The organism is Planctomycetia bacterium, assembly GCA_016795155.1.
Lineage (GTDB): Bacteria > Planctomycetota > Planctomycetia > Gemmatales > HRBIN36 > JAEUIE01.
Genome location: JAEUIE010000008.1, coordinates 87,618 through 103,393 on the forward strand (window position 1 = coordinate 87,618; position 15,776 = coordinate 103,393).

Genomic DNA, 15,776 nt, shown 5'->3' on the forward strand with positions numbered 1-15,776 from the left:
CAATTTGTACCAGGTGTAGGGGATGTAGGGAGTGAGCCTTCGCATGGTAGGCAACTTGGCGTACCACCATCGGGATGATAATTTTTTGTCTGTTGAGCTGACAATGAGTTGGCTTGAGGTAAGAGAACCAGCGATTAGCCACTCCCGCTTATTTCTTGTACTTGAATAGGGCATTATTCTTAAAACGTTCAACTGCTGTTTTTAAGTTATCCGCACCTTTGGGGTTATCGGTCTCAATTCTACTGATCTCCTTGGCAAACAGTTTCAGAGATTCGTCGTATCCTAGAATTCCCCACACAACATAGAGAAGGTGAGATGATTTCCTAGCGTCGCGCGATATTTTTTCTGTTAGGAATGGTTCTTGATAATGGATATCTGCGATTTCACGTAGACATGGTTTTAGAGCTGGAGTACCTATGTTGATGAGCCCTTTTATTGCTGGATACTGCTCATGAAGTGGCGCGTCGGTATCACCAGCCCCTCTAGTAGAATCAATCAAATTGATAAGAGGTTCAATCAATTCGGACTCATGCCAGTCAGAAACAATAGCTAACGCAATACGGCGTGGTGAATAGTAATCATCATCCGAAGAAGGTAACTTGCCCGGCTTATTTGAAAACCCATCCGAGTACAAAGCCAATTTAATGAGCAGCATACTTTCCTTTCGCTTCAATCCAACCAATGATTGCTTTGCGAAATGATAGACTCCACGGCGCACCGCGACATCACGCGAAAACAAACCGGCAAGTCTGTTCTCATCCAGCTTTTCAGCCACTATGAAAAGTTGAAAGAAGACCATGATTATGTCGATGGGAAACTGCATCGGATACCCTTTACCAAGATCCATGGTCTGTGGGAGCTGCATTCGGAAAAACGGCCCAATGCTCTCCAAATGATAAAACTTCATTTCTGGCGCGTGTAACAGTTATGTTATCAGGTGAGGGTTTGGCTTTAATAACCGAATGCCATCTGTAATAATCAGAACATTGAAAAGGATCTCCATAAATATTAACGTTTACTGCATTGCGGAAATTTATGTATTTAACATAGTAACCATAGCCTAGTTCATTAATATTTCTTTTATCGAGTCCAACTGCGTCTACGAAATAGATGTGACTTGTATTTGTTACGATATTGGCGACACCGTCATTCAATCCGCCTTGGCCGTGATCTGGACCCCATTCAATAGGTGCGGGATCGGCTACCCACTGATTTGTGCCATTAAATATTCTCCAAGAAACCTTGATCTTCTCCCTTGTCATTCCAAATTTAACTTTAGCTTGAACGGGATTAGGTGGATAAGGCTCTGGATCGGAGGGATCCCAAGAATTGCCATAGTATTGACTAGGATTAGATTCACGCGGTGGAAATACTGTGCCTTGGACTTCCATACAATCTCGTATGTATTTGCAATACTGCACACCTGAAAACGCTTCCCAGACTGGATACCAACCCTTATCCCAGCTTATTTGTCCATTTTCATTGTAACTAGCGTCATACATTACGAATTTGGCTCTGTTATCAGGCTGTTGATTTCCACTAAAAAAACCATCTTGATTCACTCCAAACACTGTCACGTTGACCAAATCAAAGATGCACTGCATCGGGATAGTACCACCAACATAATCGACGTTTAACTGGACATCTCCAAAGGTAGACGATGCAGTTATTCCTTCAAGGTAAAATGTCATCGACTTGGTGATGTTATTACCAGCGGTTGGAGTAAAAACATTACCACTTGTAATCGGTGCCTCAGCTTTGGTGTTAACATCCTAGTAGACACGTACCGATGCTGGAAACGTCAACTTGAAATCCCAGTTGTTATTTCCTGTGTTATTGTGAGCTGTTACATAAACAACGAACTTGCGCAGATCGGGGTCGCCTCCTGCGATGCCGTTTACAACAACGGATTTGTCTTTGTCAGGTGTGTAAATTGCACTATTAGTTGCTGTAGTTGTTTTTGTTGTATCCGGATCCCAACCATTCTTATTGTTCCAATCTGCACTCCAGTTCACATTACTGAACCAGCCTGGGATCAATTTGGCATTGTTACCAAGAATACCTTCAGGATTACCACCCGATGCCAGATTGGTTGTGCAATCAATACGTATATTGCCGTACTCCGTTTGCCCCCAATTCGGCGCTGGATCATCTCCCTTCAGACTCGGCGACTTCATGCCGTCGCTGGTTAAGATTGAATATAGACTATCGACCGCATTGAGCGTACTATTTGACTGAATTGTCTCGGAGTGTGTTCCCTTTATATTTGATATACCTTGGAATATGCCAGAGCCATCTAAAGCATACCCCATGGTCTTTTCTGTAAAAGCAACCGTGGACGGCAGGGGAGTTCCTTCATTACTTGGAATATAAACTATCAAGCTCGAACTGCTTTTCAGTACATCGTTCAACTCAGTCAACGCAAAGCTCAACGGCGAAGCAGCATCCACACGCCTTGGCTCTGTTCTCTGTTGTGCAACGCTTTGTGATCTGCCAGGGACATTCGCGAAACCATCTAAACCCGTTATCGAAATATCCCTTAACGGATCAACGAATGATTGGATGTCATTTAATCTGAGACTTGACTTCAGAACAGCCACATCCGGAGCAAAGGGGCGGGCAACATCAAAGAGTACGCCTGGAGCATTGCGGTCTTCCAGCAATTCCAAAACCAGCTTGCGTTAACGTGGTGTGAATTTCATGATGTAAACCAAACTGAAATGACAGGGCTAACTGAGTTAACCATCTGTTTAATACCATGTCAAGCGCGGATTTGGAGCGTCTAAGAAAACGCACCTCTCACCCCGACCCCACTCTCTTTTGGGTAGAAATACTTCCTTCAGATTTTCCATTTTGAGTTTGCCGATTTTCTGTTACCCTGCATCTCCCACCCTTTTTTGAACAGGAATCGCGAGCGTTGGAATGATGACATCAGCTAAAGGCCGGTGGCTGGCATTTATTGCGGCTTATCTCGGATGGTTATTTGACGGTTTTGAAATGGGAATCTTCGGCGTGATAGGCCGACATGCCCTGCGAGCCTTGTTGCCTCCGGAACAATTGACCGATGTGGATTTGTGGTTTGGCATCATCACGGCACTGTTCCTGGTGGGTGCTGCGGGGGGTGGCGTTCTCTTTGGCTGGCTGGGTGATCGCATTGGCCGGGTGCGTGCGATGGCACTGTCCGTGCTTACTTATGCGGTGCTGACAGGCGCCTGCGGGTTGGCTCAATCGCCTTTGCAACTTGCACTCTTGCGTTTCTTTGCAGCATTAGGCATGGGCGGCGAATGGGCGCTGGGCGTAGCACTGGTCATGGAAGTCTGGAACCATGGTGCCAAGTCCATTCTGCCTGGTGTTTCAGTACGAGCCTGGCTGGCGGGCATCATCGGCTCTGCATCCAACCTGGGCTTTGCCGTGGTGGCACTGGTGGCGATCAGTCTGACGACGCTGCTGCCTTTCATGCGTGATACCATGCAGGCGTGGAACTTTCCGGAGTGGCTCATCAGAGCTCTCATGGCTAACAGCGGCTGGCGAATGCTCATGCTGATGGGCATCACGCCGGCCATCTTGACGTTTCTCATTCGCCTGTTCGTGCCCGAATCGGAAAAGTGGAAGGCGGAAAAGGAATCAGGCAAAACGGATCATTGGGCCACTCGCGATCTGCTCGGAGTCCTCTTCGGCACAGCGGTAGCGGTAGGGATCACCTTCCTGTGGATGCCGATGGTCAAGCTGCCACTCTGGTTGCAAATTGCTGGAACGCTCATTGGCCTGGTGCTGACCTGTGTCGGCTATCTCTACCCGGTACGCAGCTACATGGAACGTGCCGGGGTTTCGAAAGAACAGAAATCGTTCATCCTTCGCCGCATGTTGCTGGCAGCCGCGATTTCGGGCGTTGCGTTGATTGGAACATGGGCCTCTATTCAATGGGGCGTGCTGTGGGTGAGTGGCGCAGACATGAACCCACGCATTCAATCTGAGTATGGTGCGACATTAACCTACCCGACAGCGATGGGTTGGACGCAATTCTGGTCTGCACTCGGTTCCGTGTTCGGTTGCATCATCGCAGCTTGGATGGGAGACTGGTTTGGTCGAAAACCTGCTTACTTTGTCATCTGCCTGCTGGCACTCGGTTCCACCTGGGGTTTCTACCAACTGAATACCGCGTATGACACGAAATTCCTGGTCTGGGCAACAGCATGTGGCTTCTTTGCTGCCTCGTTTTATGGATGGATACCGCTCTACTTCCCGGAACTTTTCCCCACATCGGTACGGGCGATTGGCCAGGGGTTTGGATTCAACTTCGGACGCATCCTGGCTGCCATCGGTGCACTGCAGACCGGCGTACTGACCAAGAATGTTTTCAACGGCGATATCCCGATGGCCGCCTCCGTGATGGCATGTGTGTTCATCATCGGTATGGTGATCATCTGGTGGGCGCCGGAAACGAAAGGGAAGGGGCTGCCGGAGTAGTAAGAGGTGCTTCGTGATTGATGAAGAAAATCCACAACCGATCAAAGGGATTTTGCGTGGCAATGCATGCGATACACGTCATGTTTGCTGGCAATGTCCAGAGTGTGGACACTGGTGGTCGGATGACTATGAAGAAGGTGACCCTAAACCCTTACTCTCATCCTGCATGAATTCGCAAAAGCATCAAAATGGTGTGCCAGTATTCGTAGCAGTTGAGTGGATCTATGAATCGAATGCCAGCTAAACGTTCGAAAAGCAGAATAATTGCCTTTTCCCTCAATAACGGCAATGGTTAGCCTCTGATTCACGCGCTGCGTCCGGGGTAGGAAATCTGATGTCACCTTCCATTTAAGATTATTCCTCACAGTTGCGGTCAACTTCATGCATGCTAGAATCCTGTTGTGGAGGTTAATATGAGCCATCGTGGCAAACAGTTATTGAATGATGTCATGGCATTGCCCCTGAAAGACCGGCAAGCCCTGATCGAGAAGGTACTCTCGAGCATTGATGACGACACGTTCAAAACAGAACTGAAACGTCGCCGAGATGAATACCTGGCGGACAAGAGTTGCTCCGTGCCCTGGAAGGCCATTTTTGATAGCGATGAGGCCACATCGCGATGACCGAAGTTCGGCTGCATCGATTGGCGCTAAGCGAATTTCATGCGGCTCGTCGATGGTACCGAAAACGCAGCTTGCTGGCTGAAGATCGCTTTATCCATGCCATTGCACATACCATCCAGAAAATCGAACGTATGCCAACGCTTGCTCCAGCAGATGATGACAACATACGTTGGGTCGCTACTCATCAATATCCCTATGTTTTGTACTACGAGTGCTTTTCCGACGATGTGGTCTTAGTTTTGGCCATTGCTCACGAAAAGAGACGACTGAGGTACTGGAGCAAACGGAGGGGCACTACATGAAATGCGTCAGACTCATGTGACACTCAAGGCATGGGAGACCATCTGAAGGTCACAACCTCGATTACACTTGCATGGTTTCACGATTCAACAAACCCAGGCGAAAGAGGTTTCGCCTGGGTTCACATTGAATTACCCCTTAGCAGCTTTTGCCTTGCCGGCATCCTTCTTGGCCTTCTCAGCACATTCATCGCAGCAGACGACAATTTCTTTGCCGCCTACCTTAACTTTGATGCCGCCGTCTTTGATTTCCCAGTCGCATACTGGACACTTCTTCGTCTGCATGAGATTCTCCTTGCAAAAGTGTGTTGAGTTATTGAACCCCTCACCCCCGACCCCTCTCCCCGGTGGGGAGAGGGGGAGAATCGGGCCAACCCCTCTCCCCTTGAGAGGGAGCAGATGATGTTCATGCAGGCATAGTAGTGTCGATGTGAAAATCAGACTTCCAGATTCTTGCTCATTTGGCGAAGCAGTTTACCAGTGGCTTGCTGTCGCAGTTTGGATGGTGCGTATCCGAACTCTTTGCGGAAAGCATCCGTGAAGTGACTGTGGCTGGAGAAGCCCAGATCGAGTGCCAGGCGAGTCAAATCGGTGTGCTGGTTTGCCAGCCGTTCGAGAGAAGCCCGCAATCTGAGCCGGGTGAGATAACGATGCACTGGCATCCCTGTACGCTGCTGGAACATGCGGGCCAGATGAAACGGCGAAGCATGGACAGCCTGGGCCACATCATCGAGAGTGATCCGTTCGCTAAATCGGCTGGCGAGATAACTGCGTGCCGCTTCAGCCCGTTCGATGTGATCTGCCTCGGTGCCTGCCCGTCGGCGGCGACGTGACTTGCCTAGCCTGGCGAATGCCGCTTCCAGCACATCAGCCATCAGTTGCAGTGCGGTGACATCAGCCCAGATGGGTTCCAGCGGTTCTTTACGTTCCAGTCGCATCACCAGGTCGCGATGCCTCCAGAACACTTCATCATGACACGGGCCAGACGACATGGAAAAAGGCTGAAGCGGATGATCGTCTATGGTGGGATCGAGTTCGCGAATGATGTCGTTGAGCACGCGCTGCGAAACGGCAAACGTGGTGCCTCGGTCGCCACAGTCTGCCGGGTGACTGACGCGATAGGTGGAACCCAGCGTAAAGAACGTCGCCTGGTTGACATCGCTGGTGATGGTACGTTTGCCAAAGTGCTGACAGAACACGCCATGCCGCGGCAGCACAATAGAATTCAAGTCAGATTGCTCTTCCGCAGCCGGTCCACCCTTGCAGGCACTGCACTGGTAATCACGCACGCTGATGAGCGGACTGTGGTACAGGGTGTGGAAGGTGATCATAATTACGCAGATAGCCGAGTATCGTATCTATTGTAGATAAACTCTTGGCGCTTCTTGGCGGCATGGCGGTTAATTAAAGAGAGATAAACCGCCAAGGAGCGCCAAGAATGTTTCGCATTCACGATGGACATCTACCTGGCTGCCATGAAATCCTACTCATATTTGGCCGAGGCTGGCTTGAATAATAGATTACACCTAAACAATTAGGTATTTGTATCCCGGCAGGGTTGATCCATGACTTGCTTATTGTCGCTGCTGCTCATCGGTTTGCTCGATGATGCGAACAAGAACTATCAGCTTGATCCGACCAGCCTGCCGATTCCGTATCAGCGTTACACAACCAGGGATAACCTGGGCCGGACGATTACCTTTTACCTGTCGCGGGTCAGCAACAAAAACAAGGACGCCAAGCTCCCCGTCGTTCTGGTCATTGGCGGGTCAGGCAGCCAATCCATCTTCATGAAAAGTGGCGAGCGGATAGGCGGCGGCATTCAGAACCTCGTCACCATGGATTTGAAAGACAAGGCACGAATCGTCTGTGTCGAGAAGCCGGGTGTAAAGTTTCTCGATTTTCCCAAGCGGCCTGGGTCAGCGGAGGAAGGCTCCGAGGAGTTTCGCCGCGAGCATACACTGGAGCGTTGGGGCGAGGCAAACTGTGCAGCGCTGCGTGCTGTGTGGAGCATGCCCGGTATTGACACCACCAAGACACTGGTGATGGGGCATTCCGAAGGTGCGCTGACATCATCGTATGTTGCAGCGCAGTTGCCTCAGGTAACGCACGTAGCGCCGCTGGCTGGTGCCGGGCCAACGCAACTGCACAGCCTGATTGAGCTGGCTGCTGACCCCAAGCCGGGCGATCAGCCCGGCGATGCAGATAAACGCCGGGCCAATGTCTATGCACAATGGCAAACTGTGATGAAAGACCCCGACAGCATCACAGCACTCTGGATGGGGCATCCGCATCGCCGCTGGACATCGTTCCTCAAGTACAATTCCACCGATCTGTTGCTCAAGAGCAAAGCGAAAATCTATCTCGCTCATGGGACTGCTGATACCTCTTCGCACATCAGCGAGTTGGATGTGCTGCGTGCTGAGTTAGCTGCTCATGGACGGGATGTGGTTGCAGAACGGCTCGAAGGTCTCGATCATGGCTATCGCAAGCCGGGCACGCCGGCCAACCAGCCGGGCGAAATGCAGAAACTCTTCCAGCGGATTGGCAAGTGGTTTCTGGAACCGGCAGCCACAACAAAACAAGAACAACCCACCGGAATCGATGTGCAACTCGCCAGGCAATACTTTCAGGAAGCGCAGGCTCTCTGGAAGCAGGATGATGGCAAGCTGTGGGGCAAACAACTTTCCGGCCCAATGCTCTTTGCAGATATCCGCACCCGGCAGGCGGTCGCCAACCAGCCTGACCCCGATGGCGAGTTCGAAAAACAGGGCGATGTTTACGTGGGCAAGCTGCCTAACAACATCCCCATTGCCAACTATGCCCGCAAGTGGGGCGATGCACAGTGGGTCATCGTCATGTGGCAAACCGTGCCTGCCGATAAGGATGCCCGTGCGGTGCTGTTGATGCATGAGTCGTGGCATCGCATTCAGAATGACATCAAGTTGCCTGCATCCAGCCCGACACTGCATCACCTCGACACCATGCAGGCCCGCTACTGGCTGCAACTTGAATGGCGAGCATTGCAGGTGGCACTACAGAAAGAGGGGGATGATCGCGTAGATGCGATTCTGGATGCGTTGCTGTTTCGCCGAATGCGGCATCAGCTCTTTGAGAAAGACGCTGCAGCGGAGATGTCTCTGGAAATGAACGAAGGACTGGCTGAGTATTCAGGCATCAAACTATCTGGCATGTCGGATGCGCTGCAGCGAACGTATGCAGCTAGAAAACTGCAGGAGCAGCCCGGAAAAGTCGGCTCGTTTCTGAGGACATTCGCCTACCTTTCGGGTCCGCCTTACGGACTGCTGATTGATTTGAAGAATTCAGAATGGCGAAAAGAACTCAAAGCCAAGGATAATCTCGGAGACATTCTGGAAAGAGCTTACGGAGTGAAGTCCGTTCAATTCAGTGAGGCAAAACTCGAACAGCGGGCCGAGATATATCAAAGTAAGGCACTGCACGCCAGCGAAGCAGAACGGGAAAAGAAAAGGCTGGAATTATTGGCTCAAGCGAAGGCCAAATATGTTGATGGCCCGGTGCTGATTCTGCCACTCATCAAGATGCAGAACTCGTTCACCTATGCCAACCTGATACCCATTGAAGGCGTGGGCACGGTCTATCCGACCATGCAGATCATCGATGAATGGGGCACCATCGTAGCCGGGAAAGGCATGCTGCTGGGGATCGACAACAAAAGGGCCCGCGCCGCCGGGCCACAAGTGAAGGACAACACCGCATCGGGTGAAGGCTGGACGCTGACGCTCAAACCAGGTTGGGAAGTGGTGCCGGGGGAACGGAAGGGGGATTATACGTTGAAAGAAGTGAGGACTGCGGAGAAGTAGCAGTAAAGCCGGAAACATTGGAAGCCGGCCAATCCGCGCTTGACATCGTGTTGTACAGATGATTAACTCAGCAAAGTAGCACACTTCAAGAATTTCAGAGAGCAAGTTCAAATTCAGATTTATGGAGTCTTTACTGCTTGTTCTAGATTTGCAAAATGGCATTCGCAAATGCTACTCATACCCAAACCAGGCGGCGTAATGAATGAATTGACTCGTGACGTTATGTCCAAGCAAAAGCTCGGCATGGGCTGGAAACCCCTCCCTGCCGACCCCGACGCATTTTAACGAACAGACATGGAGAAGGATCGCCATGATTTCCATCGCCAATACTGTTATCAAGCTCTATGTCGTTTTCACCGCTATGCTCAGTGACTACGAATCGCTCACGTCAATGAATCGTTATCAGCTATCAGAGTATGTCAAAGCATGTTATTACTCGTGTACAGAGTCAAAAGATCCTGCAGAGATAGATCCCTTTGTTTTCTTTGGAACCAGAATGTCATGGAAGTTACTGAAATATCTTGACGAGAACCCAAGTGTAGGCAAGAAAATAGACTCTATCAAGTATCTAATAATTCATATGGACAAGGAATCTGCCCTTCGAGCGATTATTATTAATATCAATCAGCGTGACTTGGAAAAGCTTGCAACTCTCAAAAAGAACAAAATCGACATGTACTTTCCGGAATACGCAGTTCGTAATTATATTAAGAAAAGCAAGCGACATGCTCTCAATGCTGTAAGAATAGCAGTAAGATGTGATTACAGCATATTTTGGAAAGTAGAATTTCTTATTTCTCAAGTATATACTGAAGCAGAAGTACAAGCGATGTTTGATGAAGTATACGCTAAGTCACCTGCTAAGGAGCCGTAGAGGAGTGAACTGGAAGCAGTCCTGTCCCATCTTCCTCTTGCAGGCAATTCGCACTTCGGCTATCGTCCCGCCGCCCATGCTGGTGGAGGTTCGATCATGCGCACTGCAATACTCTTCGCGCTGTCAGTCTGGCTGGTCCCTGGCTTGGCGCTGGCCCAGCAGTACAAGAGCGAGTACCGCGTCTTCGTGATCAAAGTCGAAGACAAGGATTCCGGTTCGTATTCGCAGACCATCACCACCTATGGTGAAGGCACGACCGATGTTGCCTCCAAAGCCGATGTCAAAGTCAAAGTGCTGGGCATGTCGTTTCAATATGCCTACCGTGCCAACGAACGGTGGAAAGAAAACAAACTGCAGTACCTGGCATCAGCCAGCAACGACGATGGCAAACCGCACACGCTGATGGTGACAGCGGAGAACAACCAGCTCAAGGTGAAGGAAGGTGGCAAGGAACGACCCGCCTCGCCAAACGTGTGGACCTCAACCTACTGGACGTTGCCGATGACCGATCGGCGTAGCCAGAACGTGATCGTGCTGGATGCTGATACGGGCATTGAACATCAGTTGACCATGCAGATGCTGGGGAAGGAAAACCTCATGGTGGCTGGTCAACGAGTCCCTTGCACGCATTACAGATTGTCAGGGTCGTTGAATGTTGATCTCTGGTTTGATGAAGGCGACCGCCTGGTTCGGAGAGATATGATTCGCAAAGGGCGTCGAACGAGTATGACGCTGGTTTCAGCCACCGTTAAATAATTCGAAAAGCCGTGGCAGGGTAATCCAGTACTCTGGATGACCCTGCTTGACGTGCAATAATTCAGCATTCTCGCAGGGTCATGCATGAGTACATGCATGACCCTGCCACAACTAATCATTTTTCGTATTGCATTAATCGTTTCCACTTGTCATTTTCCCTTTTTCGGGTGACACTTCCGTTTGCCTGGATGAGTATTCTCACATATCCATTCACACGGCATGTCATCATGCAGACCGCAGCACTAGCTAATGATCCACGTCTACGTCGCAAACTGCTTCGGCGCAGACTGTTCATCTCGTTTGCTCTAATCATCTTGGTGCTGACAGGTTGCCTGGGTCATCCGACATACCTGTGGGTGCGGGCCTGGTGGCAAGATCAACCTTTTCATGAAACCCTGGCAGCAGGCGATGTTGATGATGGCAGCCGATTGAATCGCACTAGGGTCAAAGGCACGGTGACGATCCACGCAGATCGCCAAGCGGCGGAACAACAGTTGGTCGCTCTGGTTCAAAAAGCCAAAACGGAACGCTTTCCCATTGCGATTGCTGGGGCCAGGCACAGCATGGGCGGACACACCATCGCATCCGATGGCATCGTGCTCGACATGTTGCCTTTTCGTCATCTGCAACTCGATGTATCAAGAAAGATACTGACCGCAGGCAGCGGTGCTCGTTGGTTCGAGATCATTCCGTATCTCGATGCCCGGGGCTACTCGGTGGCGGTGATGCAGTCGAACAACAACTTCACCGTTGGTGGCTCCATCAGCGTCAATTGCCATGGCTGGCAGCACAACAAGCCTCCCATTGCATCCACCGTCGAATCGTTTCGATTGCTGAAAGCTGATGGCCAGATTGTCCGTTGCAGCCGGGCAGAGAATCAGGAACTCTTCTCGCTGGTGCTGGGTGGCTACGGACTCTTCGGCATCATTCTCGATGTGGAACTGCGCATCGTTCCGAATGAACGGTATCGGCCTGACATCGAGTTTATGCCAGCGGAACAGTATGTTGCCCGCTTCAAGAAGAAGGTGAATGACAGCGACGATGCAGGCATGGTGTATGGCAGACTCTGCGTAGTTCCTGGCGACAAGACTTTTCTGCGCGAAGCGATTCTGACCGTGTTCCGCGAGGCACCGCATCCTCAGAATAAGATGCCCGAGTTGAAAGCCCTGGGGTACGCGAAGTTTCGTCGTGAAGTTTACCGTGCACAGATTGATAGCGATGCAGGCAAATCAAACCGATGGTCGGTCGAAAAAATGGCAAGCAGGATGATGCGGTACATGCACTTCTCCCGCAACCAGTTACTGAACGAAGGGGCAGAGACTTTCCAGGAACAGAATGCTGACCGGACGGATATCCTGCATGAGTATTTCATTCCGCCATCCCAGGTACCAGCCTTTCTAGAACAGGCCCGGAGGATCATTCCCAAGCATCAAGGCAACTTGATGAATGTCACCATTCGTAACGTGCTGGAAGACAAGGATGCATTTCTGCGTTATGCCGACCAGGAGATGTTCGCGTTCGTGATGCTGTTCAACCAGTTGCGGACGGAACCAGCCGATCAGCAGATGCAGGCCATGACCCGTGAACTGATTGAAGCAGCATTGCAATGCCAGGGTCGGTACTATTTGCCTTACCGGTTGCATGCGACAAATGAACAGTTTGAACGAGCCTATCCGCAAGCCCGGGCGTTTTTCGAGAAGAAACGACAGTATGATCCGGATGGGATTTTTCAGAATCAGTTTTACGGGAAGTATGGGCGGTGAGTGATTAACGATTAATCATCGTGTATAATGCACGAAGAGGTATATCATGATCCAAACGATTGAAGCAATAATCAACGAAGACGGGAAAGTCCAACTGCTAGGCACTATCGCAGTAGATGGCCCCCGTCGCGCCTTGGTTACCGTTTTGGAAGAGCCAGCAATCGTTCCCGGTGAAACTGCATTACTTGCTGAAGCAGCTCTGGCTGTTGACTGGCTACGACCCGAAGAGGAGGCAGCATGGTCACACCTGCAGCCGGGGAAGTAGTCCTTATTCCATTCCCGTTTTCTGATCTATCGCAATCTAAAGTTCGACCCGCCTTGTGCCTGGCTGACGCTGGCCGAGGCGATTGGGTCTTATGTCAAATCACGAGCAGCCCGTATGGCGATCCAACTGCGGTGCCTCTTGGGAAAGCAGATTTCGTATCAGGAGGTTTGATGACCGACAGTTTTGCCCGCCCTGGTAAACTCTTCACTGCCCATACCGGGTTGATGCTGCGATCAGTTGGATTACTCCATCCAAATGCACATACAAGGATTGTTTCGGCAGAAATCAAGATTTTGCAATCTTCATAACTCAAAGCTGAGAGAATTGGTTTACCACGCTGGATCAACAACCCCATTCGAGGGTAAAAGTGGAATTCGAATACGGTGATGTTTCCCTGACGCTATTCGACGACCCGACGTACACTCAGGGCTCAGCCGATAATGTGCATCAATATGAACACGAGTATTGCTTTGTCACGGAATACCAACCCACTTCGAAACACGGCTTGATTTGCAAACATGTAACAGGTTCAACCCATTCATGCATTCTTTTGGCAGGCAGCGGAGCTACAGGAGTCCACAAACATTCGGCAGTCATCGTTAATGGTTCATGCTTCATTGGCGTAGGTGATATGCTCTGTTCACTCTCTCTGCCTGATTTGCAATTGAAGTGGGCTACAAAAGTTGACACTGTAACGTGCTTTGGTGTTTACTACTACCCTCAAGAAGAGTGCCTCCTGTCTCACGGTGAATGTGAAATAGTACGGCTCAGCATGAGTGGTGATATTGTCTGGACGGCGGGCGGAAGAGATATTATTACAGAAGGTTTCCGCATCATCGGCAACCAGATCGAAGCGATTGATTTTTATCAGAATGTGTACCGCTTTAAAATCAGCACAGGTCGAGAAGTTTGAGTCAAACAAATCCTTTCCCAGGCCCTGCCGGGCCTGGCTAATACCGGTGGCTCCGTTGGAGCCAACATTAGTTGGGGCAACTCATTACTTCCACTCGCTTTTCGACAACCAGTCAGCAACTTCCTGAACAAGCGGTTCCGATTCAGTTGATGATGCAGTCACCATGAAACCTGACCAAATATCCCATTCCAATCCTACCGTCTGTTCACCTCTACGGTATTCCTGAAAACATACCTCCCCAAGACCATCGGAAACAAGCGAGGAACATGGAACGAGGTGCATGGCTTCTGATAATGCTTGGCAAATCTGCATGTAGTCGTCTGCTGGTACATGGTGCATTGAAAACACCAGGCAATCACTTGCATTCTTCCAGAACAAGTACTTGGACACGTACTTCCTCTCGTTCGCCCATTGAGTGTCCACTTCGCAGCATGATTCGATCATGTAACCGACTGGAACAGTTTTCTCGTCTCCTAGCTACTAACTACGTCGTATACTCCGCATTCAGTTTCACATAATCGTGCGTCAGATCGCAGGTCCAGAACTGACAGCGGGCGTTGCCTTGGGTGAAGGTCAGCGTCACGGTCAGATGGCGGTTGGCTTTGATGAATTTCGAAACTTCGGCTTCATCAAACTCCACCGGTGTGCCTTTGTCGTAAAGCAGGTATGGCCCAATGGTGAGTGACAGTTCTTCTTCCTTGAAATCGACGCCGCTGTAGCCTGCTGCGGAGACAATGCGGCCCCAGTTGGGATCAGCGCCAAAGAGGGCGGTTTTCACCAGGGCGCTTTCTGCCACCGTCTTGGCGATCTGGCGGGCATCGGCTTCGCTGTGGGTGCCTTCGACGATGATTTCCACGACATGCGTTGCACCTTCGGCATCCTCGGCAATCGCCCGGGCGAGTTGGCTGCAGACCCGTGTCAGATCCTGTTCAAACTGCTGGAAATAGATGCCATGCCCGGTGATGGGCACTCCGCCTGCAGCACCGTTGGCTAATGCAAATACTGTATCGTTGGTGCTCATGTGCCCTTCAACACTGATGCAGTTGAAGGTGCGATCTACCGCGCGACCCAGCGCTTCCTGGAGCAGGCTCGGTGCAATGGTAGCATCGGTCAGGATGAAGCCGAGCATGGTAGCCATGTTCGGGCCGATCATGGCAGCGCCCTTGGCAATGCCAGTGAAGCGAATCGGTGTGCCATGCAGGTTCACTTCCAGCGTCGCTACCTTGATGACGGTGTCGGTGGTCAGGATGGAGTGAGCAAAGTCACACAGTGCCTGCGGCGTATCAGCAACTGCAGCGGCAGCTTTGACAATGCCCGCGCCAACAATCGACATGGGCATCGGCCTGCCAATGATTCCGGTGGAAGCGATGAGGATGGAATCGCCATGCAAGTTCAGTTTGCAGGCGAGGGTGGTTGCCATCAGCTCAGCATCTTCCCGGCCCTGAGCGCCGGTGCAGGCGTTGGCGTTGCCTGAGCAACAGACAATGCCTCGCACATCAGAGGAGGGCACTCTCTTGCGGGAAACCTGTACCGGCGCCGCAGCCACCCGGTTCAGCGTAAAGACTCCTGCAGCACTGGCTGGAGATTCGCTGATGATGACACCGACATCGCGACGATTGGGTTCGCTTCGCAAGCCACTGACGACGCCGGCAAAGCGATAACCCTGGGCCAGCAGCCAGGTCTCAGGGTCGCAGGAATTGGTAGTGACCGAAGTAGCATGATCCGGGTTGGTCTTCATGGAATTACCCTCTCGACAAATGATGATGGCGCGTTATGATTCGAGAGTCAATATCTTTGTTGCAGGTTCGCGGGATTGGTATATCGGTTGTGCCCAGCCTTCCCAAGGCTGTGAGACGGGTTCGACTCCCGTATCCCGCTTTGCAATTACGGTAATTTCATTGGAATTCATCGCTTAGAAACCAGCCAAGTATCAGTTAGTTGCGTATTTATCCATCATTTTTCCAAAGTTACTGG

The 15,776-nt window shown here is 50.8% G+C and carries 17 protein-coding genes and 1 tRNA gene; 12 read left to right on the forward strand and 6 right to left on the reverse strand.

Annotation, left to right across the window (positions count from 1 at the left end; genetic code table 11):
- Positions 1 to 148 precede the first annotated feature (148 nt).
- From JNJ77_04025 to JNJ77_04035, 3 genes are all read right to left on the reverse strand, one after another.
- Entirely contained in the window at positions 149 to 847 is a 699-nt protein-coding gene (locus tag JNJ77_04025) for a hypothetical protein (GenBank protein MBL8821733.1), read from the reverse strand.
- Positions 834 to 1,691, reverse strand: a complete 858-nt coding sequence (locus JNJ77_04030) for a hypothetical protein (protein MBL8821734.1) — start codon at positions 1,689 to 1,691, stop codon at positions 834 to 836. Before JNJ77_04030 ends, JNJ77_04025 begins: the two co-directional genes overlap by 14 nt.
- An 81-nt stretch (positions 1,692 to 1,772) precedes the next feature.
- Positions 1,773 to 2,669, reverse strand: coding sequence for a hypothetical protein (locus JNJ77_04035; GenBank protein ID MBL8821735.1), 897 nt, complete (start codon positions 2,667 to 2,669; stop codon positions 1,773 to 1,775).
- Positions 2,670 to 2,922: 253 nt separating this feature from the next.
- On the opposite strand from JNJ77_04035, the gene JNJ77_04040 reads away from it, so the two are divergent.
- The 4 genes from JNJ77_04040 (at position 2,923) to JNJ77_04055 (ending at position 5,392) form a co-directional block, all read left to right on the forward strand.
- Positions 2,923 to 4,467 (forward strand): MFS transporter, encoded by a 1,545-nt coding sequence (locus JNJ77_04040; protein ID MBL8821736.1) that lies wholly within the window; start codon positions 2,923 to 2,925, stop codon positions 4,465 to 4,467.
- 13 nt (positions 4,468 to 4,480) lie between these two features.
- Positions 4,481 to 4,711, forward strand: a complete 231-nt coding sequence (locus JNJ77_04045) for a hypothetical protein (protein ID MBL8821737.1) — start codon at positions 4,481 to 4,483, stop codon at positions 4,709 to 4,711.
- A 169-nt stretch (positions 4,712 to 4,880) separates the two neighbouring features.
- Positions 4,881 to 5,090 (forward strand): addiction module protein, encoded by a 210-nt coding sequence (locus JNJ77_04050; protein MBL8821738.1) that lies wholly within the window; start codon positions 4,881 to 4,883, stop codon positions 5,088 to 5,090.
- Positions 5,087 to 5,392: a type II toxin-antitoxin system RelE/ParE family toxin gene (locus JNJ77_04055; GenBank protein MBL8821739.1), complete on the forward strand. Its 306-nt coding sequence runs from the start codon at positions 5,087 to 5,089 to the stop codon at positions 5,390 to 5,392. Before JNJ77_04050 ends, JNJ77_04055 begins: the two co-directional genes overlap by 4 nt.
- A 129-nt stretch (positions 5,393 to 5,521) precedes the next feature.
- Here JNJ77_04055 and JNJ77_04060 read toward each other — a convergent pair whose 3' ends face one another.
- Positions 5,522 to 5,674, reverse strand: coding sequence for a hypothetical protein (locus JNJ77_04060; GenBank protein MBL8821740.1), 153 nt, complete (start codon positions 5,672 to 5,674; stop codon positions 5,522 to 5,524).
- 152 nt (positions 5,675 to 5,826) lie between these two features.
- On the reverse strand, positions 5,827 to 6,720 hold the full coding sequence (locus tag JNJ77_04065) for a helix-turn-helix transcriptional regulator (GenBank protein ID MBL8821741.1): 894 nt from the start codon (positions 6,718 to 6,720) through the stop codon (positions 5,827 to 5,829).
- 234 nt (positions 6,721 to 6,954) lie between these two features.
- On the opposite strand from JNJ77_04065, the gene JNJ77_04070 reads away from it, so the two are divergent.
- From JNJ77_04070 to JNJ77_04100, 7 genes are all read left to right on the forward strand, one after another.
- Complete coding sequence (locus JNJ77_04070) at positions 6,955 to 9,231, forward strand: hypothetical protein (protein ID MBL8821742.1); 2,277 nt, start codon at positions 6,955 to 6,957, stop codon at positions 9,229 to 9,231.
- Positions 9,232 to 9,541: 310 nt separating this feature from the next.
- Positions 9,542 to 10,105, forward strand: coding sequence for a hypothetical protein (locus JNJ77_04075; GenBank protein ID MBL8821743.1), 564 nt, complete (start codon positions 9,542 to 9,544; stop codon positions 10,103 to 10,105).
- Positions 10,106 to 10,201: 96 nt separating this feature from the next.
- Positions 10,202 to 10,861, forward strand: coding sequence for a hypothetical protein (locus tag JNJ77_04080; protein ID MBL8821744.1), 660 nt, complete (start codon positions 10,202 to 10,204; stop codon positions 10,859 to 10,861).
- A gap of 227 nt (positions 10,862 to 11,088) precedes the next feature.
- Positions 11,089 to 12,624 carry an FAD-binding oxidoreductase gene (locus JNJ77_04085; GenBank protein MBL8821745.1) on the forward strand — a complete coding sequence of 512 codons (1,536 nt, stop codon included), beginning with the start codon at positions 11,089 to 11,091 and terminating at the stop codon, positions 12,622 to 12,624.
- A gap of 46 nt (positions 12,625 to 12,670) precedes the next feature.
- Positions 12,671 to 12,889: a hypothetical protein gene (locus tag JNJ77_04090; protein MBL8821746.1), complete on the forward strand. Its 219-nt coding sequence runs from the start codon at positions 12,671 to 12,673 to the stop codon at positions 12,887 to 12,889.
- A complete protein-coding gene (locus JNJ77_04095) occupies positions 12,862 to 13,197 on the forward strand; it encodes a MazF family transcriptional regulator (GenBank protein MBL8821747.1) in 336 nt (111 codons plus the stop codon). Before JNJ77_04090 ends, JNJ77_04095 begins: the two co-directional genes overlap by 28 nt.
- A gap of 59 nt (positions 13,198 to 13,256) precedes the next feature.
- Positions 13,257 to 13,802, forward strand: coding sequence for a hypothetical protein (locus JNJ77_04100; GenBank protein MBL8821748.1), 546 nt, complete (start codon positions 13,257 to 13,259; stop codon positions 13,800 to 13,802).
- Positions 13,803 to 14,286: 484 nt separating this feature from the next.
- On the opposite strand, the gene argJ is transcribed toward JNJ77_04100, so the two are convergent.
- Positions 14,287 to 15,540 (reverse strand): bifunctional glutamate N-acetyltransferase/amino-acid acetyltransferase ArgJ, encoded by a 1,254-nt coding sequence (argJ, locus tag JNJ77_04105; GenBank protein ID MBL8821749.1) that lies wholly within the window; start codon positions 15,538 to 15,540, stop codon positions 14,287 to 14,289.
- A 69-nt stretch (positions 15,541 to 15,609) separates the two neighbouring features.
- Here argJ and JNJ77_04110 point away from each other — a divergent pair.
- Positions 15,610 to 15,680, forward strand: a tRNA-Gly gene (locus JNJ77_04110).
- Positions 15,681 to 15,776 lie beyond the last annotated feature (96 nt).

Bases quoted from the DNA above. Each gene is read 5' to 3' on its own strand.
- JNJ77_04025 (MBL8821733.1), bottom strand. From the start codon at position 847: ATGGATCTTGGTAAAGGGTATCCGATGCAGTTTCCCATCGACATAATC.
- JNJ77_04040 (MBL8821736.1), top strand. From the start codon at position 2,923: ATGATGACATCAGCTAAAGGCCGGTGGCTGGCATTTATTGCGGCTTAT.
- JNJ77_04055 (MBL8821739.1), top strand. From the start codon at position 5,087: ATGACCGAAGTTCGGCTGCATCGATTGGCGCTAAGCGAATTTCATGCG.
- JNJ77_04075 (MBL8821743.1), top strand. From the start codon at position 9,542: ATGATTTCCATCGCCAATACTGTTATCAAGCTCTATGTCGTTTTCACC.
- JNJ77_04065 (MBL8821741.1), bottom strand. From the start codon at position 6,720: ATGATCACCTTCCACACCCTGTACCACAGTCCGCTCATCAGCGTGCGT.
- argJ (MBL8821749.1), bottom strand. From the start codon at position 15,540: ATGAAGACCAACCCGGATCATGCTACTTCGGTCACTACCAATTCCTGC.
- JNJ77_04095 (MBL8821747.1), top strand. From the start codon at position 12,862: ATGGTCACACCTGCAGCCGGGGAAGTAGTCCTTATTCCATTCCCGTTT.
- JNJ77_04090 (MBL8821746.1), top strand. From the start codon at position 12,671: ATGATCCAAACGATTGAAGCAATAATCAACGAAGACGGGAAAGTCCAA.
- JNJ77_04085 (MBL8821745.1), top strand. From the start codon at position 11,089: ATGCAGACCGCAGCACTAGCTAATGATCCACGTCTACGTCGCAAACTG.
- JNJ77_04030 (MBL8821734.1), bottom strand. From the start codon at position 1,691: ATGACATTTTACCTTGAAGGAATAACTGCATCGTCTACCTTTGGAGAT.
- JNJ77_04080 (MBL8821744.1), top strand. From the start codon at position 10,202: ATGCGCACTGCAATACTCTTCGCGCTGTCAGTCTGGCTGGTCCCTGGC.
- JNJ77_04060 (MBL8821740.1), bottom strand. From the start codon at position 5,674: ATGCAGACGAAGAAGTGTCCAGTATGCGACTGGGAAATCAAAGACGGC.
- JNJ77_04050 (MBL8821738.1), top strand. From the start codon at position 4,881: ATGAGCCATCGTGGCAAACAGTTATTGAATGATGTCATGGCATTGCCC.
- JNJ77_04070 (MBL8821742.1), top strand. From the start codon at position 6,955: ATGACTTGCTTATTGTCGCTGCTGCTCATCGGTTTGCTCGATGATGCG.